At 65.7% G+C, this 20,456-nt stretch carries 19 protein-coding genes; 13 read left to right on the top strand and 6 right to left on the bottom strand.

Going from position 1 to position 20,456, the window contains the following annotated elements; translation table 11 throughout:
* The first annotated feature begins 564 nt into the window (after nucleotides 1-564).
* From ACNFCI_RS07785 to ACNFCI_RS07765, 5 genes are all read left to right on the top strand, one after another.
* Nucleotides 565-1,047, top strand: coding sequence for a formate dehydrogenase subunit gamma (locus ACNFCI_RS07785; RefSeq protein WP_084858113.1), 483 nt, complete (start codon nucleotides 565-567; stop codon nucleotides 1,045-1,047).
* Complete coding sequence (locus ACNFCI_RS07780) at nucleotides 1,041-2,600, top strand: formate dehydrogenase beta subunit (protein WP_084858112.1); 1,560 nt, start codon at nucleotides 1,041-1,043, stop codon at nucleotides 2,598-2,600. The genes ACNFCI_RS07785 and ACNFCI_RS07780 overlap by 7 nt, the downstream gene beginning before the upstream one ends.
* On the top strand, nucleotides 2,597-5,473 hold the full coding sequence (gene fdhF / locus ACNFCI_RS07775) for a formate dehydrogenase subunit alpha (protein ID WP_084858111.1): 2,877 nt from the start codon (nucleotides 2,597-2,599) through the stop codon (nucleotides 5,471-5,473). Before ACNFCI_RS07780 ends, fdhF begins: the two co-directional genes overlap by 4 nt.
* Nucleotides 5,470-5,679: a formate dehydrogenase subunit delta gene (locus tag ACNFCI_RS07770; protein ID WP_084858110.1), complete on the top strand. Its 210-nt coding sequence runs from the start codon at nucleotides 5,470-5,472 to the stop codon at nucleotides 5,677-5,679. Before fdhF ends, ACNFCI_RS07770 begins: the two co-directional genes overlap by 4 nt.
* Nucleotides 5,680-5,866: 187 nt before the next feature.
* Nucleotides 5,867-7,684: an ABC transporter ATP-binding protein/permease gene (locus tag ACNFCI_RS07765; protein ID WP_416767766.1), complete on the top strand. Its 1,818-nt coding sequence runs from the start codon at nucleotides 5,867-5,869 to the stop codon at nucleotides 7,682-7,684.
* 5 nt (nucleotides 7,685-7,689) lie between these two features.
* Here ACNFCI_RS07765 and ACNFCI_RS07760 read toward each other — a convergent pair whose 3' ends face one another.
* The 3 genes from ACNFCI_RS07760 to ACNFCI_RS07750 all read right to left on the bottom strand — a co-directional run bounded on the left by ACNFCI_RS07760 (nucleotide 7,690) and on the right by ACNFCI_RS07750 (nucleotide 10,514).
* Nucleotides 7,690-8,907, bottom strand: coding sequence for an MFS transporter (locus ACNFCI_RS07760; RefSeq protein ID WP_416767764.1), 1,218 nt, complete (start codon nucleotides 8,905-8,907; stop codon nucleotides 7,690-7,692).
* 168 nt (nucleotides 8,908-9,075) lie between these two features.
* Entirely contained in the window at nucleotides 9,076-10,359 is a 1,284-nt protein-coding gene (locus tag ACNFCI_RS07755) for an arsenic transporter (protein WP_368829502.1), read from the bottom strand.
* 11 nt (nucleotides 10,360-10,370) lie between these two features.
* Nucleotides 10,371-10,514 carry a hypothetical protein gene (locus ACNFCI_RS07750; RefSeq protein ID WP_416767762.1) on the bottom strand — a complete coding sequence of 48 codons (144 nt, stop codon included), beginning with the start codon at nucleotides 10,512-10,514 and terminating at the stop codon, nucleotides 10,371-10,373.
* Nucleotides 10,515-10,775: 261 nt separating this feature from the next.
* Here ACNFCI_RS07750 and ACNFCI_RS07745 point away from each other — a divergent pair, with 261 nt between their 5' ends.
* From ACNFCI_RS07745 to ACNFCI_RS07725, 5 genes are all read left to right on the top strand, one after another.
* Nucleotides 10,776-13,016: a TonB-dependent siderophore receptor gene (locus ACNFCI_RS07745; RefSeq protein WP_324818552.1), complete on the top strand. Its 2,241-nt coding sequence runs from the start codon at nucleotides 10,776-10,778 to the stop codon at nucleotides 13,014-13,016.
* Nucleotides 13,017-13,131: 115 nt separating this feature from the next.
* Entirely contained in the window at nucleotides 13,132-13,419 is a 288-nt protein-coding gene (locus ACNFCI_RS07740) for an iron transporter (protein ID WP_324819203.1), read from the top strand.
* Nucleotides 13,416-14,945, top strand: coding sequence for a PepSY-associated TM helix domain-containing protein (locus ACNFCI_RS07735; RefSeq protein ID WP_416767761.1), 1,530 nt, complete (start codon nucleotides 13,416-13,418; stop codon nucleotides 14,943-14,945). Before ACNFCI_RS07740 ends, ACNFCI_RS07735 begins: the two co-directional genes overlap by 4 nt.
* On the top strand, nucleotides 14,942-15,268 hold the full coding sequence (locus ACNFCI_RS07730) for a DUF3325 domain-containing protein (protein WP_416767759.1): 327 nt from the start codon (nucleotides 14,942-14,944) through the stop codon (nucleotides 15,266-15,268). The genes ACNFCI_RS07735 and ACNFCI_RS07730 overlap by 4 nt, the downstream gene beginning before the upstream one ends.
* A 25-nt stretch (nucleotides 15,269-15,293) precedes the next feature.
* Complete coding sequence (locus ACNFCI_RS07725) at nucleotides 15,294-15,833, top strand: histidine phosphatase family protein (protein WP_416767757.1); 540 nt, start codon at nucleotides 15,294-15,296, stop codon at nucleotides 15,831-15,833.
* A 28-nt stretch (nucleotides 15,834-15,861) separates the two neighbouring features.
* Here ACNFCI_RS07725 and ACNFCI_RS07720 read toward each other — a convergent pair whose 3' ends face one another.
* On the bottom strand, nucleotides 15,862-16,647 hold the full coding sequence (locus ACNFCI_RS07720) for a sulfite exporter TauE/SafE family protein (protein WP_416767756.1): 786 nt from the start codon (nucleotides 16,645-16,647) through the stop codon (nucleotides 15,862-15,864).
* 155 nt (nucleotides 16,648-16,802) lie between these two features.
* Nucleotides 16,803-17,426 (bottom strand): helix-turn-helix domain-containing protein, encoded by a 624-nt coding sequence (locus tag ACNFCI_RS07715; RefSeq protein ID WP_084858100.1) that lies wholly within the window; start codon nucleotides 17,424-17,426, stop codon nucleotides 16,803-16,805.
* A gap of 114 nt (nucleotides 17,427-17,540) precedes the next feature.
* On the opposite strand from ACNFCI_RS07715, the gene ACNFCI_RS07710 reads away from it, so the two are divergent.
* The 3 genes from ACNFCI_RS07710 (at nucleotide 17,541) to ACNFCI_RS07700 (ending at nucleotide 20,202) form a co-directional block, all read left to right on the top strand.
* Nucleotides 17,541-18,677: an NAD(P)/FAD-dependent oxidoreductase gene (locus tag ACNFCI_RS07710; protein ID WP_416767754.1), complete on the top strand. Its 1,137-nt coding sequence runs from the start codon at nucleotides 17,541-17,543 to the stop codon at nucleotides 18,675-18,677.
* A gap of 12 nt (nucleotides 18,678-18,689) precedes the next feature.
* Nucleotides 18,690-19,067, top strand: a complete 378-nt coding sequence (locus ACNFCI_RS07705; RefSeq protein ID WP_416767753.1) for a RidA family protein — start codon at nucleotides 18,690-18,692, stop codon at nucleotides 19,065-19,067.
* Nucleotides 19,068-19,137: 70 nt separating this feature from the next.
* Entirely contained in the window at nucleotides 19,138-20,202 is a 1,065-nt protein-coding gene (locus tag ACNFCI_RS07700; protein ID WP_084858097.1) for a hypothetical protein, read from the top strand.
* Between the two features lie 64 nt (nucleotides 20,203-20,266).
* Here the strand turns inward: ACNFCI_RS07700 and ACNFCI_RS07695 are convergent.
* Nucleotides 20,267-20,456: hypothetical protein (locus ACNFCI_RS07695; RefSeq protein ID WP_324724994.1), on the bottom strand; the 190-nt coding region annotated here is incomplete at its 5' end.

Here is a 20,456-nt window from a genome sequence, read left to right as displayed (position 1 = left end):
CCCTTCGCCGCGCCCCACCGGAGCGAGGCTGGAGCGAGGGAACCCCGGAGCGCAGCGCAGGGGCCGGATGCAGGAGCCAGCGTTTTTTGGTTACTTTTTGTCGCGTTTGACAAAAAGTGACCCGCCGTAAGGGCGGAAAGGTGATTATGCGTCGCCATCGCAAATGGACTGTTCGCCCACCTCATACCAACACCTCCCAAAAAAAGCAGAAGCATCGCCGCCGTTGGAATCGCGAATCATCCATTCGCCATGGCGGCGAAAAGTCATGCTGATGGATTGGTCCGGTCGAAGCGAAAGACAGTTGGCCCCTACAGCACCAGGCAAAAAGCCTTCCAGCACCCCGCGTCGGTTTCAGGATGAGCCCTGTCGCTTGGGTGCAAATCTCCAGCGCCAGTACTGCCATGCTTTAAGGATGCCTAGGGAACCAGTGCGCGCAGACGCATGGCCATGGGCACGGAGGGCGTCCGTAACCATGCAACCGTGACATGGGCGGTGCGCCGCAGCAGAAGACACCGGCGGCCTGCCCAGGGAGGCAGGTCGGTCCGTGATGCCGAGGTCCGCTGTATGCCTGATGAGACGCTTCACCTGCCATTGATCCAGACCGTGCTGGAACGCTTCAAGGACACCCCCGGTGCCTTGCTGCCGATCCTCCACGCCATCCAGGAAGGCGCGGGCTATGTGCCCGACGGCGCCGTTCCCGACATCGCCCATGCTCTGAACCTCAGCCAGGCCGAGGTGCGCGGGGTGATCAGCTTCTACCACGATTTCCATACCACGCCGCCGGCACGCCACACCCTGCGCCTGTGCCGGGCCGAGTCCTGCCAGAGCCGTGGCGCTGAGGCGTTGGCCGCGCAACTGCGCGAACAGCTGGCGCTGGACGACCATGGCACCAGCGCCGACGGCGCGATCAGCCTGCGGCCGGTGTACTGCCTGGGCGCCTGCGCCTGCTCGCCAGCCCTGGAGCTCGACGGCCAGCTGCACGCCCGCATCACCCCTGAACGCCTGCGTTCCCTGGTCAATGGCTGCCTGGAGGACGAAGCATGCTGAAGCTGTTCATTCCCTGCGATTCGATCGCCCGCGCCGTCGGTGCCGACCAGGTCGCCGAGGCCTTGGCCCGCGAGGCCGAACGCCGGCAGTTGCCGCTGGACATCCAGCGCACCAGTTCCCGTGGCCTGTACTGGCTGGAGCCGTTGGTCGAGGTGGAGCAGGCCGATGGCCGCCACGGCTTCGGCCCGGTCGCCGTCGAGGATGTGCCTGGCCTGCTGGATGCGCTGGCCGGTGAGCCTGCCAAGCATGCGCTGGCCCTGGGGCCGGTTGAAGAAATCCCGTACCTGAAGACCCAGCAGCGGCTGCTGTTCGCCCGTGCCGGCATCACCCGGCCGCTGTCGCTGGACGACTACCGCGCCCACGGTGGCTTCGAGGGCCTGGCCCGGGCCGTTGCGCTCGATGGCGCCGAGGTGGTCGCGGCCGTGCTGGATTCCGGGCTGCGTGGCCGTGGCGGCGCGGCGTTCCCGGCCGGTATCAAGTGGCGCACCGTGCGTGACGCCCGTGCAGAGCAGAAGTACGTGGTGTGCAACGCCGACGAAGGCGACTCCGGTACCTTCGCCGACCGCATGCTGATGGAAGGCGACCCCTTCCTGCTGATCGAAGGCATGGCCATCGCCGGTCTCGCCGTGGGCGCGACCATGGGCTACATCTACGTGCGCTCCGAATACCCGGATGCGATCCGCGTGCTCAACCAGGCATTCGACATCGCCCGTGCGGCGGGCTTCCTGGGCAATGACGTCGCCGGCAGCGGCAAGGCCTTCGACCTGGAAGTGCGGGTCGGGGCCGGTGCCTATATCTGCGGCGAGGAAACCGCGCTGCTGGAGTCCATCGAAGGCAAGCGTGGCATCGTCCGCGCCAAGCCGCCGCTGCCCGCGCTCGAGGGTCTGTTCGGCCTGCCGACGCTGGTGCACAACGTGCTCACCCTGGCGTCGGTGCCGGTGATCATGGCCAAGGGCTCGGCGTTCTACCGCGACTTCGGCATGGGCCGCTCGCTGGGCACCATGCCGTTCCAACTGGCGGGCAACATTCGCCAGGGCGGCCTGGTGGAACGTGCCTTCGGCCTGACCCTGCGCGAGCTGGTGGAAGGCTACGGCGGTGGTACCGCCAGTGGCCGGCCGTTGAAGGCGGCGCAGGTGGGCGGCCCGTTGGGCGCCTGGGTGCCGCCCAGTGCCTTCGACACGCCGATGGACTACGAGGCCTTCGCTGCCATCGGCGCGATGCTCGGCCATGGTGGCGTGGTCGTCGCCGACGACACCCTGAACATGGCCAGCATGGCCCGCTTCGCCATGCAGTTCTGCGCCGAAGAATCCTGCGGCAAGTGCACGCCCTGCCGGATCGGCTCGACCCGTGGCATGGAAGTGGTGGACCGGCTGATCGCCGCCACCGATGTCACCGAGCGCCAGAACCAGGCCCTGCTGCTGCATGACCTGTGCGACACCATGCAGTACGGCTCGCTGTGCGCCATGGGCGGGATGACCTCCTACCCGGTGGCCAGCGCCCTCAAGTACTTCCCCGCCGACTTCGGTCTGACCACCACGGAGGTCGCCCAGTGATCAATTTCTTCGACCCCGCCAGCGACATCGACCTGGGTACACCGGCCCGCGAAAGCGACGTGCAGGTCAACCTGGTCATCGATGGCCGTGAAATCAGCGTGCCTGCCGGCACTTCGGTGATGCGTGCCGCGGCGCTGCTGGGCACCACCATTCCCAAGCTCTGCGCCACCGACAGCCTGGAGGCCTTCGGCTCCTGCCGTATGTGTGTGGTGGAAATCGAGGGCATGCGCGGTTACCCGGCATCCTGCACCACGCCGGTCACCGAGGGCATGGTGGTCCGTACCCAGACCTCACGCCTGGCCGACCTGCGCCGTAACGTGATGGAGCTGTACATTTCCGACCACCCGCTGGACTGCCTGACCTGCTCGGCCAACGGCAACTGCGAGCTGCAGACCGTCGCCGGCCAGGTGGGCCTGCGCGAAGTGCGCTACGGCTACGACGGCGACAACCACCTGGACGAGCAGAAGGACGTCTCCAACCCGTACTTCGACTACGAGCCGAGCAAGTGCATCGTCTGCAACCGCTGCGTACGCGCCTGCGAGGAAATCCAGGGCACCTTCGCGCTGACCATCACCGGCCGTGGCTTCGAGTCGCGCGTGGCGGCAGCGGGCGGTGACAACTTCCTGGAGTCCGAATGCGTCTCCTGTGGCGCCTGCGTGCAGGCCTGCCCGACCGCGACCCTGAGCGAGAAGAGCCTGATCCAGCTCGGCCAGCCCGAGCGTGCCGTGATTACTACCTGCGCCTATTGCGGCGTGGGCTGTTCGTTCCGCGCTGAGATGAAGGGCGACCAGCTGGTGCGCATGGTCCCGGACAAGAACGGCGGCGCCAACCACGGCCACGCCTGCGTCAAGGGCCGCTTCGCCTGGGGCTATGCCACTCACCCGGATCGCGTCACCAAGCCGATGATCCGCAAGCACATCAACGACCCGTGGCAGGAGGTCAGCTGGGACGAAGCGGTCAACTACGCCGCCAGCGAGTTCCGCCGCATCCAGCTCAAGTATGGGCGTGATTCCATCGGCGGCATCACCTCCAGCCGTTGCACCAACGAAGAAGCCTACTTGGTGCAGAAGCTGGTACGCGCTGCCTTTGGCAACAACAACGTCGATACCTGCGCGCGCGTCTGTCACTCGCCGACCGGCTATGGCCTGAAGCAGACCCTGGGCGAGTCCGCCGGTACCCAGAGCTTCGATTCGGTGATGCAGGCCGACGTGGTGCTGGTGATCGGTGCCAACCCCACCGACGCCCACCCGGTGTTCGGCTCCCAGCTCAAGCGCCGCCTGCGCCAGGGCGCGCGGCTGATCGTCATCGACCCGCGACGCATCGACCTGGTGGATTCGCCTCACGCTCGCGCCGAGCTGCACCTGCAGCTGCGTCCGGGCACCAACGTGGCCATGCTCAACGCCCTGGCCCACGTGATCGTCACCGAAGGCCTGGTCGACCAGCCGTTCGTCGATGCCCGCTGCGAGGCGGCAGACTTCGCCCGTTGGCGCGACTTCGTCAGCCTGCCGGAAAACGCACCTGAAGTGCTGGGCCCGGTCTGCGGCGTGCCTGCCGAACAGATCCGCGAAGCGGCTCGCCTGTACGCCACCGGCGGCAACGCGGCGATCTACTACGGCCTGGGCGTCACCGAGCACAGCCAGGGCAGTACCGCGGTGATGGGCATCGCCAACCTGGCCATGGCCACCGGCAACGTCGGCCGCGAAGGCGTGGGCGTGAACCCGCTGCGTGGGCAGAACAACGTCCAGGGTTCCTGCGACATGGGCTCCTTCCCCCACGAGCTGCCGGGCTACCGCCACATCTCCAACGAGACCGTGCGCAGCGAGTTCGAACAGGCCTGGGGCGTGACCCTGCAGCCTGACCCGGGCCTGCGGATCCCCAACATGTTCGAGGCGGCCCTGGACGGCAGCTTCAAGGCCCTCTACTGCCAGGGCGAGGATATCGCCCAGAGCGACCCCAACACCCAGCACGTCACCGCCGCCCTGATGGCCATGGAGTGCGTGGTGGTGCAGGACATCTTCCTCAACGAGACGGCCAAGTTCGCCCACGTGTTCCTGCCGGGCAGCTCGTTCCTCGAGAAGGATGGGACCTTCACCAACGCCGAGCGCCGCATCTCGCGGGTCCGCAAGGTCATGGAGCCGCTGGCCGGCAAGGGCGACTGGGAAGCCACCGTGGCCCTGGCCAATGCGCTGGGCTACAAGATGGACTACCGTCACCCCTCGGAAATCATGGACGAGATCGCGCGCCTGACCCCGACCTTCCACCGGGTCAGCTACGCCGAGATCGACCGCCACGGCAGCCTGCAATGGCCGTGCAACGACGAGGCGCCGGACGGCACGCCGACCATGCACATCGACCAGTTCGTGCGGGGCAAGGGCCGCTTCATGTTGACCGGCTACGTGCCGACCGACGAGAAGGTCAACAACCGCTTCCCGCTGTTGCTGACCACCGGGCGTATCCTCAGCCAGTACAACGTCGGCGCTCAGACCCGTCGCACCGAGAACGTCGCCTGGCACGCCCAGGACCGCCTGGAGATCCACCCGACCGACGCCGAGAGCCGTGGCATCAGCGATGGCGACTGGGTCGGTGTGGGCAGCCGGGCAGGGCAGACGGTGCTGCGCGCGAAGGTCAGCAATCGGGTGGCGCCGGGCGTGGTTTACACCACGTTCCACTTCCCCGAGTCCGGGGCCAACGTGATCACCACCGACAACTCCGACTGGGCCACCAACTGCCCTGAGTACAAAGTCACGGCGGTGGAAGTGGTGCGGGTGTTCCAGCCGTCCGAATGGCAGAAGCGCTACCAGGCCTTCAGCGATGAACAGCAGCGGCTGCTCAAGGAACGCCGCCAAGCCGAGAAAGCCGAGGTGCGCCGATGAGCAGTGGTCATGAAAGCCTGGTCAAGATGGCCAACCAGATCGCCCAGTACTTCGTCAGCGAGCCCGACCGGGCGCTGGCGGTGGAGGGGGTGAGGCAGCATATCCAGAGCTTCTGGACGCCGGCCATGCGTCGGCAGCTGGGGGAGTGGTCGCAGGCCAACCCGCAGGCCGAGCTGCATCCGCTGGTGCGCGAGGCGCTGGCCTAGCGCGGGGCGGCCCAATCGCCGGCAAGCCGGCTCCCACCGGGGACTGTGCAAGGCGGCCATCCTGTGGGAGCCGGCTTGCCGGCGATTGGGCCTGGCCGCAAAAGATGAAAAGTCCGTCATATATGCCTGACGAATCCGGGGGCAATGCTACGCTCGCCAGACAACCCGCATTCGTATGGAAGTCACCATGGACATGAACTGGCACCAGGCCCTGCAGGAGAGCCTGAGCTGGCTCGCAATCGCCTCTCTCTTCACCCTGGCCGGCTTTGCCGCCGCTGGCGCCCTGGCGGTGCGTTTCACCCGTTGGGGGCGGCAGTTCTGGCAGCTCGCCGGCGCCTATTTCAACTTCAGACGCAGCTGGCGCCCCTTGCTGGTGTTCGCGCTGTTGCTGGTGCTGACGCTGTTTTCAGTGCGCCTGAACGTGCTGTTCTCGTTCTGGTACAACGGTTTCTACAGCGCCCTGCAAGCCCTCGATCAGACGGCGTTCTGGTACCTGCTGGGCGTATTTGCCGTATTAGCCACCATCCATGTGTTGCGCTCGCTGTTCACCTACTACGTGACCCAGGCCTTCAGCATCCGCTGGCGTGTGTGGCTGACCGAACGCCTGACCGCTGACTGGATGCAGGGCGATGCCTACTACCGCGGGCGTTTTCTCGCTGAGCCGGTGGACAACCCCGACCAGCGTATCGAACTGGACGTCAACGCCTTCGTCACCGGTTCCGTGTCCCTGGCCCTGGGGGCGGTCAGCGCGCTGGTTTCCCTGGTGGCCTTCACCGCCATTTTGTGGGGGCTCTCCGCACCGTTGACGCTGGCGGGCATGGAGATTCCCCGGGCGATGGTGTTTGCCGTATACCTCTATGTCATCGTCGCGACTTGGATCGCCTTCCGCCTCGGGCGCCCGTTGATCCGCCTGAACTTCCTCAACGAAAAACTCACCGCCAACTTCCGTTATGCCCTGATGCGCCTGCGCGAGAATGCCGAGAACATCGCCTTCTACCAAGGGGCCCAGGTGGAGCGGGGCACGCTGTTGGGGCGCTTCGGCGCGTTGATCGTCAACGTCTGGGCGCTGGTCTACCGGAGCCTGAAGTTCAACGGTTTCAACCTGGGGATCAGCCAGGTCGCGGTGGTGTTCCCGTTCATCCTGCAGGCGCCACGCTTCTTCAGCGGCGCGATCAAGCTCGGTGATGTCATGCAGACGTCCCAGGCGTTCGGCCAGGTGCAGGATTCGCTGTCGTTCTTCCGTGAGTCCTATGACACCTTCGCCCAGTACCGCGCCACCCTGGACCGTCTGACCGGCTTCATCGACGCCAACCAGCAGGCCGGCGCGTTGCCGCGGGTGATCACCGAAGACCAGGCCCAGGCGCTGGATATCCGTGGCCTGCAGGTACTGCGCCCCGATGGCCACCCGTTGATCGCCGACCTCGAACTGCGCCTGCAGGCCGGCCAGGCCCTATTGATCAAGGGGCCCTCCGGCAGTGGCAAGACCACATTGTTGCGAGCGCTGGCAGGCCTGTGGCCTTATGCCGAGGGGCAGGTCGCGCGGCCGCTGGGCAACCGTGCGCTGTTCCTCTCCCAGCGCCCGTACCTGCCCCTGGGCGACCTGCGCACCGCTATCGCCTACCCGGCGGCCGGTGCTGCCGAGGACGACCCACGCATGCGCCAGGTCTTGCGCCAGGTCAACCTGGCCCACCTGGCCGAGCGCCTGGATGTCAGTTGCGACTGGTCGCACATCCTGTCGGTCGGTGAGCAACAGCGCCTGGCCTTCGCCCGGCTGTTGTTCAACCGGCCGCAGGTGGTGTTCCTCGACGAGTCCACCTCGGCCATGGATGAAGGGCTCGAACATGCGCTCTATTCACTGCTGCGCAACGAAATGCCCGACACCTTGCTGGTGAGCGTCGGCCACCGCAGCACACTGGCCGCGTTCCACACCCACAGGCTGGAAGTCGATGGTCAGGGCGGCTGGTCGTTGTTCGAGCAGCAAGCGGCCGAGGGCACGCTGGCCTAGTTCTGTCAGCGGTCGATGGCGCCGCGCAACAGGGCCACCCCGGCGAGGGTGGCCGCGGCGAAGAGGGCGCCCAGCAGGAACGTGGCCTGGTAGCCGGCGGCATCCCAGAGCAGGCCGGCCACCACGCTGGCGACCAGCAGCGCCACCCCGGCCAGCAGGTTGAACATGCCGAACGCGGTGCCGCGCAAATCTGCCGGTGCGCTGTCGGCGATCAGCGCGCTGAAGATACCCTGGGTAAAGCCCATGTGCAGGCCCCACAACACCACGCCCAATCCCAGGCCCAGCCAACCCGGTGCCCATGCCAGGGCCAGGTCGGCGGCCACCAGCAGCCCCAGGCCGATCATCAGCATCGCCCGGCGCCCGACCCGGTCCGACAAGGCACCGGCGGGGTAGGCCGAGAGTGAATAGGCCAGCGACATCAGCACCAGCACAGCGGGCGCCCACAAGGCCGGCAGGCCCATGGCCTGGCCTCGCAGCAGTAGGAAGGCTTCACTGAAGCGTGCCAGGGTGAACACTGTCGCCAGGATGATCAGCCGCCAGTAACGCCCGCCCAGGCGGGCCAGTTCCTTGACCGCCAGGGGGGCGCGCACCGGGGCCGGCCTGCTGGATGCCTCGGGTTCGCCAACGAAGGCGATGAGCACGAACAAGGCCAGGAAGGCTGGCAGCACGGCTATCCAGAACACCGCCTGGAAATGGCTGGCCGTCAGCCACATCAACAGGATCGCCAGCAACGGCCCGAGAAAGGCGCCCACGGTATCCAGCGCCTGGCGCAGGCCAAAGGCCGCACCCCGTAGCCCGGGCGGGGTGATATCGGCGATCAGTGCGTCCCGCGGTGCCCCGCGAATGCCCTTGCCGATCCGGTCGACGAAGCGCGCTCCGACCAGCCACTCCAACCCCGACGCCAGGGGGAACACCGGCTTGGTCAGCGCCGCCAGGCCATAGCCCAGCACCGTGAGCAGCTTGCGCTTGCCCAGCCGGTCGCTCAGCGCGCCGGAAAACACTTTACTGATCGATGCCGTCGCCTCGGCCACCCCCTCGATGAAACCGACCGCCACCACTGAGGTACCCAATACCGTGACCATGTAGAGCGGCAGCAGCGCGTGGATCATCTCCGAGGAAATGTCCATGAACATCGACACGAACCCCAGGGCCCAGACGCTACGGGGGATGGCCTGGAGCGTCTGGCGAGAGGGCGAGGAAGAGGCGTGGCCAGCATTTCTCATCGGGGTCCTCGCAAGCTTGATGTCCGACGACGTAATGCTCTTCACTTTAGGACATGAACATGTCGCAGTGCGCGACCCGCAGGTTCACGTCGAGCTTGCCGATCTACTCAGTCGAAGGCAGCTGTTGGCGGTACACATGAACAGGACTCGCATGGTGACGCGCCAGGGTCAGAGGCTCAGGCGAAGGGCCAGGGCACAGAGGGTGACGAGCAGCACGGGCAAGGTCAGCAGGATGCCGACTTTGAAGTAGTAGCCCCAGGTGATACGCACGCCCTTGCGCGCCAGCACGTGCAGCCACAGCAAGGTGGCCAGGCTGCCGATCGGCGTGATCTTCGGGCCCAGGTCACAGCCGATGACATTGGCGTACACCATCGCCTCGCGCACCACGCCCTGTGCTTCGCTGGCGTGGATGGACAAGGCGCCGATCAGCACGCTGGGCATGTTGTTCATCACCGAGGACAATAACGCCGAAATCAATCCTGTGCCCAGTGTCGCGGCCCACAGGCCCTGGGCGGCCAGGCGGTCGAGCAGGGCGGTGAGCGAATCGGTCAGCCCGGCGTTGCGCAGGCCGTAGACCACCAGGTACATGCCCAGGGAAAACACCACGATCTGCCAGGGCGCTTCGCGCAAGACGCGGCGGGTAGCGATCACATGGCCACGGGCGGCAACGGCGAACAGTACCGCTGCGCAGGCGGCAGCCACGGCGCTGACGGGGATGCCCAAAGGCTCGAGGATGAACAGGCCTGCCAGCAATGCCACCAGCACCAGCCAGCCAACGCGGAAGGTGGCTCGGTCACGGATGGCCATGGCCGGGCTCTTCAGATCATGCGCTTCATAGCGCAGCGGAATGTCACGGCGAAAATACAGGTAGAGGACGATCAAGGTGGCCGCAACGGCGGCCAGGTTGACCGGCAGCATCACCGCTGCGTACTGGTTGAAGCCCAGCCCGAAATAGTCGGCCGAGACGATGTTCACCAGGTTCGACACCACCAGCGGCAGGCTCGCGGTGTCGGCAATGAAACCAGCGGCCATCACGAACGCCAGGGTGGCCGCAGGAGAAAAGCGCAGTGCCAGCAGCATCGACATGACGATCGGTGTGAGGATCAGCGCCGCGCCGTCGTTGGCGAACAGTGCCGAGACCGCCGCCCCGAGCAGCACGATGAAGGCGAACAGACGTCGCCCATCACCCCGCGCCCAACGGGCCACGTGCAGGGCTGCCCATTCGAAGAAACCTGCCTCGTCCAGCAACAGGCTGACGATGATGATGGCGATGAAGGTGGCGGTGGCATTCCAGATGATCGCCCACACCGTGGGGATGTCGTGCAGTGACACTGCGCCGACGAGCAAGGCGAGCAGGGCACCCAGGCTGGCGCTCCAGCCTACGCCCAGGCCGCGGGGTTGCCAGATGACCAGGACCAGGGTGAACAGGAAGACAGCGGCGGCAGGCAGCATCGGTCGGCTCCTCAGCGGCAGGCGGCGCGCGTGGGGCGGCCATTCATGGTTTGCGGGCGGGCGACGCACAGTTCGCCGTTTTCGAGGATGAGCAACAGGGCACGCGGCCGGGTTTCATCGGTCAGGCATTTGAAAAGGTCGGTGAGGGTGAACATAGGAAGGTCCTGACAAGTGGCGATGTGAATATACGTAAACTCATATATATGGCAAATCGAATGTTTCGGTGGCAACGGCTTCGCCCTCGATCGCGGGACACGTTGCTCCGCCGCTCCCACACGTTCCCCGCCGATCTGTAAATTTCGTAAATAAGATTTAAACCCATTTGAGAATCATTATATTCACGATCCCTGTCAGCCCCCGTAATCGTGTGGGGGCCGGGTTATGCCTTTTGCCCATGAACCGCAGGAGATCTGTCGATGCAACCCAGAACCTCATCCAACAACCTGGCCCTGGCCTTCGTCGCCCTGACGTCGCCGGCCATGGTGGCGACTGCGGCCCAGGCCGAGCAGGCGCAGGCCAGCGAGGTGCTGGAGGTGCCGGTCGACGGCAACGCGCTGGTGATCCAGGACACCCTGGTTACCGCCGAGCGTGAAGCCCGCCAGGCCCTGGGTACATCGATCATCACCGAGGAGGACATCAAGCGTCACCCGCCGGCCAACGACCTGTCCGAACTCATCCGCCGCGAACCTGGGGTCAACCTGACCGGCAACAGCGCCAGCGGCGCGCGAGGCAACAACCGCCAGATCGACCTGCGCGGCATGGGCCCGGAGAACACGCTCATTCTCATCGACGGCAAGCCGTCGAGCGCGCGCAACTCGGTACGCTACGGCTGGAACGGCGACCGCGATACCCGCGGCGAGACCAACTGGGTCCCGGCCGAGGCGGTCGAGCGTATCGAGATCCTGCGCGGCCCGGCTGCGGCGCGCTACGGCTCCGGCGCCATGGGCGGGGTGGTGAACATCATCACCAAGCGGCCTACCGACGAACTCAAGGGCAGCGTCAGCCTGTTCACCCAGTTGCCCGAGGACAGCGCCGAGGGGGCCAGCCGGCGGACCAACTTCAACCTCAGCGGCGGCCTGACCGAGAACCTGGGCTTTCGCCTCTACGGCGGCCTGGCCAAGACCGATGCCGACGACCTGGACATCAACGCCGGGCATGCCAATAGCGCCCTGGTGGCCGGTCGCGAGGGCGTGCGCAACAAGGACATCAACGGCCTGTTGAGCTGGAAGCTCAACGATGAGCATCGCCTGGAACTCAACGCCGGCTACAGCCGACAGGGCAACATCTTTGCCGGCGATACCATGAACAGCAATGGTGGCGGCGACCCGGAATTCGTCGCCGACCTGTATGGCCATGAAACCAACGTCATGCAGCGCAGCACCTACGACCTGACCCACCTGGGCGACTTCACCTGGGGCACCAGCAAGACCGTGCTGGCCTACGAATACGTGCGCAACTGGCGGTTGAACGAAGGCCTGGCCGGGCGCACCGAAGGCGCGCCGAACGACGAGGGGGCCGCCATGTCGCGCCTGCGCAACACGCGCCTGAACAGCGAAGTGAACCTGCCGTTCGCCCTGGGCAGCACCGAGCATGTGCTGACCCTGGGCGGCGAATACCTCTACGAGTCGCTCAACGACCAAGGCTCGTTCCGCCCGCAAAGCTCCGACCCCACCGGTGGCGGTGACGACACGATCATCGGCTTCGACCGCAGCGACACCAAGATGACCGCGCGCAGCTACGCGCTGTTCGTCGAGGACAACATCGTCGTGGGCGATACCACCATCACCCCGGGCCTGCGCTTCGACCACCACGAGACCTTCGGCGACAACTTCAGCCCGAGCCTGAACCTGTCGCACAAGATCACCGATGCCCTGAGCGTCAAGGGCGGCATCGCCCGTGCCTACAAGACGCCCAACCTGTACCAGTCCAACCCCAGCTACCTGCTCTACAGCCGCGGCAACGGCTGCAGTGTGCAGCAGACCAACAACGGCGGTTGCTACCTGCAGGGCAACGCCGACCTCAAGCCGGAGATCAGCGTCAACAAGGAAATCGGCCTGCTGTACGACCGTGGCACCTGGCGCACCAGCGCGACCTATTTCCGTAACGACTACAAGAACAAGATCATCGGGGGTACCGATGTGGTCTACGACATCAATGGCGGGCGCCGGGTGACCCAATGGGAAAACGCCGGCAAGGCGCGGGTCGAAGGCATCGAAGGCAACTTCTTCATGGCGCTGACCCCGACCCTGGACTGGAACACCAACCTGACCTGGATGCTCGACAACGACAACCGCGAAACCGGCGAGCCGCTGTCGGTTATCCCTGAATACACCGTCAACACCACCCTCGACTGGCGTGCCACCGACAAGCTGTCGTTCCAGGTGGCCGGGACCTATTTCGGCAAGCAGAAGTCGCCGACCTACAACTACCGCACCCAGCAGGACTACGACAAAGCCGCCCAGCAGGACGTGGAGGCGTATGGCCTGGTGGATGTGAGCGCTGGCTATAAGTTCAACGCCAACTATGACGTGCGGGTAGGGGTGAACAACCTCTTCGACAAGCAGATCCTGCGTGGCGGCAACGCCAGCAGCTCGGGGGCCAACACCTACAACCAGCCGGGGCGTGCGGTGTTCGCGGCATTGAATATTTCGTTCTGATGTGCAAAGGGGCCGCGGTGCGGCCCGATCGCGGGGCAAGCCCGCTCCTACAGGGATTGTGCAATACCTGTGGGGGGCGGGCTGCGCAGCAGTCCCCGTACCCAAGGAGCCCACGATGAGCATCCTCCCCACCAGCCTGGCCATCCTCTCGCGCAGCGCCGCCGCATTGTTCGGCGGCTATGCCTTCACCTACGCCTTCACCGCCTGCCTGGCCCGTCTGTTGCCACTGGCCCCTTCCGACGCAGTGACCGTCGCCACGCTGCCCGCTTTCGTCTGCTATACCGCCGCCATTCTCTGGGCGTTCGCCAGCCGTGATCCCCTGCGTGCCTGGTTGCCCCTGGCCATCGCCGTACCGCTGGCCGTGGCCGGCTTCTGGCCCCAGGCAATGAGGTGGCTGGCATGAAGAACAGCTTCACCCAATCGATGGCCTGGTTGCACACCTGGGCCGGGTTGATCTTCGGCTGGTTGCTGTTCGCCATCTTCGTCACCGGTACCCTGGCGGTGTTCGACAAGGAGCTCAGCCATTGGATGCAGCCGGAGATCCCGGCCGTGCAAGTGTCCCAGGCCGACGCCGCCCACCGTGCCATCGCCTACCTGCAGGCCCATGAGCCCACTGCCGGCAACTGGGGCATCAGCCTGCCTACCGAGCGTTCGCCGGGGCTGCGGGTTTCCACCGGCGACCGTCGCCATGGCGTCGGCGTGCAACTGGACCCGCAAACCGGCGAGCCGATCCAGGTGCGTGACAGCGTCGGTGGCAATTTCTTCTTCCGCTTCCATTTCACCCTGGACCTGCCGCGCAACTGGGGCATTTTCGTGGTCGGCGCCCTGGCCTTGGTGATGCTGGCGGCGCTGGTCACCGGTATCGTGATCCACAAGAAGATCTTCAAGGAGTTCTTCACCTTCCGCCCGGCCAAGGGGCAGCGCTCCTGGCTGGACTTTCACAACGCAAGCGCGGTGCTGTTGCTGCCGTTCCACCTGATGATTACCTATACCGGTCTGGTGATCTTCATGCTCATCTACATCCCGGCCGGGGTCGACGCACTGTTCGACGGCGACACCCGGGCGTATTTCCAGGCCCAGGGCAACGCGCGGCTGGAGCAGCCGCGCTCGTTGGCCCGGCAGCCTGGCGTACTGGTCGACGTAGCGCCTTTGCTGGCCGAAGCCCAGGCCCGCCTAGGGCCCATCGCTGGCCTGAACATCCGTAACCCCAATACGGCTGCGGCGCGTATCGAGGTCCGCCCAGAGCTTGGCAACCGCATCGCCTTGACCAAGGGACACGCCATGGTCTTCGACGGCGTCACCGGCGAGCTGCTCTTCGACGTACCCGAGCTGCGCCCGGCACCGCTGACCCAGCGGGTGATGGCGGGCCTGCATTTTGCGCAGTTCGGGGGCTACCCCATGCGTTGGTTGTATTTCCTCTGCGGGCTGGTGAGTTGCGCGATGATCGCCAGCGGCCTGGTGCTGTTCTGCGTCAAGCGTGGGCGCAAATACGCCAGTGCGACCGCCCAGGTGTGGCCGCAGCGTTGGTACCGGCTGGCTGCGGTGTGCAACGTCGGGTTCATCAGTGGCCTGGTGCTCGCCTGCGCCGGCCTGCTGTGGGCCAGCCGGTTGCTGCCGATGGCGTTGGCGCACCGCGAAGCCTGGGAGGTGCGGGTGTTCTTCGGCAGTTGGTTGCTGGCACTGTTGCACGCCGGCGTGCGACCCGCCAGGCGCGCCTGGGTCGAGCAATTGGGGCTGGCTTCGTTGCTGTGCGCCGGGCTTGGCGTACTGGGTGCGGTCTGTGGAGCAGGCGGCAATCTGCGGCTGGGCGTCGAAGCCACCGGCCTTGCGCTGGGCCTGGGGCTGGCAGTGGCGGCCTGGCGGGTGGCCTGCGCCGATGGGGCGCCAGCGAAGCGCCGTACCGCACGGCGCGTGGAGGTCGGGGGATGACGATGATGATGGTGGGTGGTTTGTTGTGGGCCTATGCAGGAATGGTTGGCCTGTGCCAAGGATTGGAGCGGCACTACAAGCAGGTCTGGGGCAGGGCTGGCCCGTCGTTGCTGCGCCGGGCTCTGCGCGGTGGCGGCTGGGCAGCGCTGGCCGTGAGCCTGCTGCTGTGTGCCGAAGCCTGGGGGTGGGCCATGGGGCCGGTGGCCTGGTTCGGGATGATCTCGCTGGTGGCGGTGGTGCTGGTGCTGCTGCTGCCGTACTGGCCGCGGCTGGCAATCGGGTTGGTGGGGTTGCTGCCGCTCTGGACGGTGTCGATACTCTGAGCACCGCTCAACGACGAGACCACCTGTGAAAGCCATTCGCCTGACCCTCATCTGCCACGCCTTGACCCAGAGCCAAAAGGTCGGACGCTTCCATGGTATCGACGAGGCCATCCTGCCCGTAGGCCAATGGCCTGCCGCAGCCGAGCCGGGTATCCGCGTCCTGAGCGCGCCTGAACCACGGGCGCGCCAGACGGCCCTTGGCCTGGGGGCAAAAGCGGATATCGAACCGGCCCTGGCGGATAGCGACCTGGGCGCCTGGCAAGGGCTGGCGCTCAAGCAGGTGCAGGCCGAGGCCCCTGAGGCGCTGGGGCAATGGCTCGAGGACCCGCACAGCGCCCCCCATGGCGGCGAGTCCATCGCCCAGCTCTGCCAGCGGGTTGTGACCTGGCTGGAAGCATTCGACAGGCCGGGGGAGACGTGGGCGGTGACCCATCCGCAGGTGATACGGGCGGCGTTGGTTCATGTGCTGGAGAGCCCGTTGGCGGGGTTCCAGCGTATCGATGTGCTGCCTTTGTCGCGGCTGCATTTGAGCCGGGCGGGGCAGTGGCGGTTGCGGTTGGCCTGAGCGACCCGGCGCGCGCAGCGCTCCCGGCTCAGAACGCCAGCTTGTAGCCGATCAGCAACAGCATCGTCGCCAGGCAAGGGCGCAGCACGCGGTCGGAGATGCGCCCGGTGAGGTGGCTGCCCAGGTAGATCCCAGGCAGCGAGCCGAGCAGCAGGTAGCCCAGCAATGACCAGTCCATGTTCCCCATGCCGGCATGGCCCAGGCCTGCCACCAGGGTCAGGGGCACGGCATGGGCGATCTCGGTGCCCACCAGGCGACGGGTGACCAGGAACGGGTAGAGCAGGAACAGCGCCACGGTGCCCAGGGCGCCGGCGCCGATGGAGGTCAGGGTGACCATGACACCGAGCATTACACCGGTGAGCACCGTGAGGATGTTCAGGGTGCGGTCGCTGAGATGATAGTGGTCGCCCGCGTGGCGGTTGGCAAACGCCTGCAGGCGGGATTTGAACAAGATCGCCAGGGCGGTGAGGATCAGCACCACGGCCAGGCCCTGTTTGATCACCGCATTGAGCGCCGAGGTATCGGTGTGCAGGGTGCTGAGGAACCACAAGGTCGATGCCGCCGCGGGCACGCTGCCCAGGCTCAGCAGGCCGGTGATCTTCCAGTCGACGTTCTTGTTGCGCCCGTGCACCCAGACGCCACTGGCCTTGGTGATGGCGGCATAGAGCAGGTCGGTGCCCACGGCGGTGGCGGGGTTGATGCCGAACCAGAGCAGGATGGGGGTCATGAGCGAGCCGCCGCCCACGCCGGTCATGCCGACGATGAACCCAACAATCAGCCCCGCGATGGTGAAACCGAAAGAACCTACATCCATACGCTACTCGACGCCCAACTTGCCCGTGATCGGATGGCTGCCAGCATAAAGGTTTTTTTATAACCGAATAGACTTGTTCGTTATTAGGTTATAACCGGATGCTTTCTGTCTTCGTCTGAATGGATGTGATGAAGCGGTGGGGGGCGCAGCGGCCCTCAACGATCGGTCATCACTACCATGACGTGGGCATCCCCGCCATCTTCACTTTCGGACAGGTAGATGTGCCCCACTTGGCTGTCGAAATAGGCAGTTTCCTGCGGCCCGATGCTGACCGCCTCGCCGGTCTCGAACAGGATCCGTACGCGCCCGCTCAATACCAGGGCGAACTCCTGACCGGGATGGCGGATGAAGTCGTCGAACTGGCCGCGTTCGCGAGCGATGATGCGAGCATAGGCGGGCGTCATGCAGCGCTCGGGAAAGGCGCCGGCGAGCGGGTGGTAGTCGTAGGTGCCGGTGGAATAGCCGGCCGAATCAGGCAGTGAATCGACCACCACCGTGACCGGCACGGGCGCTGTCACCGGCCCGCTGGCGCGAAACAGCAGGGCAATGTCCACGTTCAAGGCGCGCGCGGCGGCCGCCAGTTTTTCGTAGCTCACCGAAACCTGGGCCAGCTCCATCTTCGACAAGGTCGACACCGGCACGCCGCTGAGACCGGACAGCTCCTTGAGCGTCATCTGCCGGGCCTTGCGCACCTGGCGCAGGCGCGCGCCGACCTCGGCTCGGTCGAGCAGGGGCCGGGTACCGGGTTGGGCATTGGCGCGGGTGCGGTCGTCGGGCATCGGCTCTCTCTTGGGCTACGTTTGGTCGGGCATCTTACCTTGGACACTTGCGCGAGCTGAAATTCTCATATATTAGAATTCTCATAAATGATAATTGGCGCGACAGGAGCGTGCATGGCTCAGATCTACGACACCCTGATCATCGGCGCCGGCATCGCCGGTGCTTCCCTGGGCTACCGCCTGGCCGGGCAGCGCCAGGTGTTGATGCTCGAACGCGAGGCCCAGCCTGGCTACCACTCGACCGGGCGGTCGGCGGCCATGTTCATGGAGGCCTATGGCACGCCGCAGATCCAGGCGCTGACCCGCGCCAGCCGTGCCTTCTACGAGCAGCCGCCGGCAGGCTTCTGCGAGCATCCGCTGCTGGAGCCGCGGGGCTGCCTGTATGTCGCCAACACCGAGCAGCGCGACATGCTCGAGGCCACCTATGCGCAGAACCTGGCCAATGGCACCGACGTGCGGCTGCTCGACCGTGACGCTGCCCTGGCCCTGGTGCCCAGCCTGCGCAGCGAGGCCTTGTGCGGTGCAGTGCACGAGCAGGGGGCGATGGACCTGGACGTGCATGCCCTGCACCAGGGCTTCTTGCGCGGCTACCGCGCCGCAGGCGGCGAGCTGCGCTGCAACGCAGAACTCATCCAGGCTTATTACCTGGACGACCTGTGGCAGGTGTCCCTCGCCGATGGCAGCCATGTACAGGCACGGCAGCTGGTCAATGCAGCAGGCGCCTGGGCCGACCAGGTGGCCGAGCAATGCGGTGTGGCCAAGATCGGCCTGCAGCCGTGCCGACGCAGTGCGTTCACCTTCCCGGGCCCGGCAGAGGAAGATTTCAGCCGCTGGCCCGCGGTCATCGGCGTGGATGAAAGCTTCTATTTCAAGCCCGATGCCGGCCAGTTGCTCGGCTCTCCGGCCAATGCTGACCCGGTCGAGCCCCAGGATGCCGCACCCGAGGAGCTGGATGTGGCCCTGGGCATCTACAACATCGAAGCCATGACCACCTTGCAGATTCGTCGTCCGAGCCACAGCTGGGCCGGGCTGCGCTCGTTCGTCGCCGATGGCGACCTGGTCATTGGGTTCGACCCGGGCACGCCAACGTTCTTCTGGCTGGCGGCCCAGGGTGGCTACGGCATCCAGTCCGCCGCCGGGGCATCGCGCCTGGCCGCGGACCTGCTGCTTGGCCAGCCGCTGTGCCCTAGCCTGACGGCCCAGGGCGTGTCCCCTGAACAATTGTCCCCAGCACGTTTGCTGCAACCTTGAGAGGTATCACCCATGAGCAATGACATCCAGCGTTTCCCCAGCAGCCTGCCGTTCCCGTTCTCCCGGGCGGTGAAGGCGGGCGGCTTCCTGTTCCTGTCCGGCCAAGTGCCGATGAATGCATCCGGCGAAGTGGTACGCGGTGACATCCAGGCGCAAACCCGGGCGGCCTGCGAGCGCATCGGCGAAAGCCTGGCGGTGTGCGGTGCGCGTTTCGACCAGGTGGTGAAGGTCACGGTCTGGCTGTCCGACATGGCCCATTTCGCCGGTTTCAACGAGGTCTACAAGGCATTCTTCGGTGAGGCGTTGCCGGTGCGTTCGACGGTGGCCTCGGCACTGGCTCTGGATGTGGACGTGGAAATCGAGGTGCAGGCGTTCGTTGGGCACGACTGACGCGAAATCGCCGCCCCCACACGGTGAGGGCGGTGGGGTGGCTTAAAACAACAATAATCCAGAGGTGCACATGAAAGAGCAGCTGAAGATCGCCGGGGCTTTCGTCGGCGTGATCGTGGGGGCGGGCTTCGCGTCCGGGCGGGAGTTGTTGCTGTTCTTCGTCGATTTCGGTGTCTGGGGCCTGGTCGGTGCCCTGGTCAGCGCCGCGCTGTTCACCTTCCTGGGCATGGCCCTGGCGGGCTTGGGCAATCGCCAGCACGCCACGTCGCACAAGGACGTGATCCAGGCCATCTGCGGCCGTCACCTGGGGCTGTTCGTCGACTGGTTGATCACCTTCTTCATGTTCGCTGTCACCGTGGTCATGCTCGCTGGCGGCGGTGCGTTGCTGGAGCAGCAGTTCGGTGTGCCGGCGCTGGCCGGTAGTGTACTGGTGACCATGATGGTGGTGGCTATCGTATGCCTGGATGTGCAGAAGGTGATCGTCGCCATCGGTGCCGTCACGCCGATATTGATCCTGGTGGCCTCGGCCATCGCGCTGTATGCCGTGGCGAGCCGCGGGCAGAGCTTCGCCGAACTGGACCAGCTGGCCAGCCAGCAGGAGGCCGGTACTCGCCACTGGCTGCTCGGCGCGTTCCTGTATGTGTCGTACAACATCGTGGCCGGTGCGCCGATCCTGGCCATTCTTGGCGGTTCGGCCAAGGGCGAGAGAACGGCGGTGTGGGGCGGCCTGATCGGTGGCGCGGCGCTGGGTGGGCTGATGCTGGTGATGAGCGCGGGGCTGTTGTCGCGGTTGGACAGCGTGGCCGAGCTTTCCATGCCGATGCTGTCGATCGCCAATGAAGTGTCGCCGCTGCTGGGCGTGGTGATGTGCCTGATCATCTTCGGGATGATCATCAATACGGCGGTGGGGACGCTGTTTTCCTTCCTGTCGCGCTTGCTGCCGGCGGGGACCCGGCAGTTCCGCTGGGGGTCGGTGGTGACCGGTGTGGTGGCGTTCGTCTGCAGTCTGGTTGGGTTCATCAGCCTGGTGGGGGAGGTGTACCCGTTCTTCGGTTACCTGGGCTTCGTGCTGATGGCGGCGGTATTGCTGGGGTGGCTGCGGCGGGGCAAGGTACGGAACGTGGCAGTGGCCTGAGCGAGGGGGCTGCCTTGCAGCCCAATCGCTTGTAGGAGCGGGCTTGCCCCGCGATAGGGTCGCCTCAGATCCTGAAGCTGCCCACCAGCTGCTTCAAGCGCCCCGCCTGCTGGCTCAAGGCATCGCAATGACGCAGGGTTTCATTGAGGTTCTCCACCCCTTGCTGGTTGAGGCTGTTGATCTGGGTGATGTCCAGGTTCAGGCTCTCGACCACCGCGCTCTGCTCCTCGGTGGCGGTGGCCACCGACTGGTTC

Source organism: Pseudomonas sp. NY15356 (assembly GCF_048068175.1).
Taxonomy (GTDB): Bacteria; Pseudomonadota; Gammaproteobacteria; order Pseudomonadales; family Pseudomonadaceae; genus Aquipseudomonas; species Aquipseudomonas putida_K.
The sequence above is the reverse complement of the archived record's forward strand: the minus strand, read 5'-3'. Positions and strand labels throughout refer to the sequence as shown.

Excerpts from the sequence above, each read along its gene's own strand:
- ACNFCI_RS07750 (WP_416767762.1), bottom strand. The coding sequence starts at position 10,514 with ATGTTCACCCTCACCGACCTTTTCAAATGCCTGACCGATGAAACCCGG.
- ACNFCI_RS07770 (WP_084858110.1), top strand. The coding sequence starts at position 5,470 with ATGAGCAGTGGTCATGAAAGCCTGGTCAAGATGGCCAACCAGATCGCC.
- ACNFCI_RS07720 (WP_416767756.1), bottom strand. The coding sequence starts at position 16,647 with ATGGATGTAGGTTCTTTCGGTTTCACCATCGCGGGGCTGATTGTTGGG.
- ACNFCI_RS07760 (WP_416767764.1), bottom strand. The coding sequence starts at position 8,907 with ATGAGAAATGCTGGCCACGCCTCTTCCTCGCCCTCTCGCCAGACGCTC.
- ACNFCI_RS07755 (WP_368829502.1), bottom strand. The coding sequence starts at position 10,359 with ATGCTGCCTGCCGCCGCTGTCTTCCTGTTCACCCTGGTCCTGGTCATC.
- ACNFCI_RS07730 (WP_416767759.1), top strand. The coding sequence starts at position 14,942 with ATGACGATGATGATGGTGGGTGGTTTGTTGTGGGCCTATGCAGGAATG.
- ACNFCI_RS07705 (WP_416767753.1), top strand. The coding sequence starts at position 18,690 with ATGAGCAATGACATCCAGCGTTTCCCCAGCAGCCTGCCGTTCCCGTTC.
- ACNFCI_RS07785 (WP_084858113.1), top strand. The coding sequence starts at position 565 with ATGCCTGATGAGACGCTTCACCTGCCATTGATCCAGACCGTGCTGGAA.
- ACNFCI_RS07740 (WP_324819203.1), top strand. The coding sequence starts at position 13,132 with ATGAGCATCCTCCCCACCAGCCTGGCCATCCTCTCGCGCAGCGCCGCC.
- ACNFCI_RS07745 (WP_324818552.1), top strand. The coding sequence starts at position 10,776 with ATGCAACCCAGAACCTCATCCAACAACCTGGCCCTGGCCTTCGTCGCC.
- ACNFCI_RS07715 (WP_084858100.1), bottom strand. The coding sequence starts at position 17,426 with ATGCCCGACGACCGCACCCGCGCCAATGCCCAACCCGGTACCCGGCCC.
- ACNFCI_RS07700 (WP_084858097.1), top strand. The coding sequence starts at position 19,138 with ATGAAAGAGCAGCTGAAGATCGCCGGGGCTTTCGTCGGCGTGATCGTG.
- ACNFCI_RS07765 (WP_416767766.1), top strand. The coding sequence starts at position 5,867 with ATGGACATGAACTGGCACCAGGCCCTGCAGGAGAGCCTGAGCTGGCTC.
- ACNFCI_RS07735 (WP_416767761.1), top strand. The coding sequence starts at position 13,416 with ATGAAGAACAGCTTCACCCAATCGATGGCCTGGTTGCACACCTGGGCC.
- ACNFCI_RS07780 (WP_084858112.1), top strand. The coding sequence starts at position 1,041 with ATGCTGAAGCTGTTCATTCCCTGCGATTCGATCGCCCGCGCCGTCGGT.
- ACNFCI_RS07710 (WP_416767754.1), top strand. The coding sequence starts at position 17,541 with ATGGCTCAGATCTACGACACCCTGATCATCGGCGCCGGCATCGCCGGT.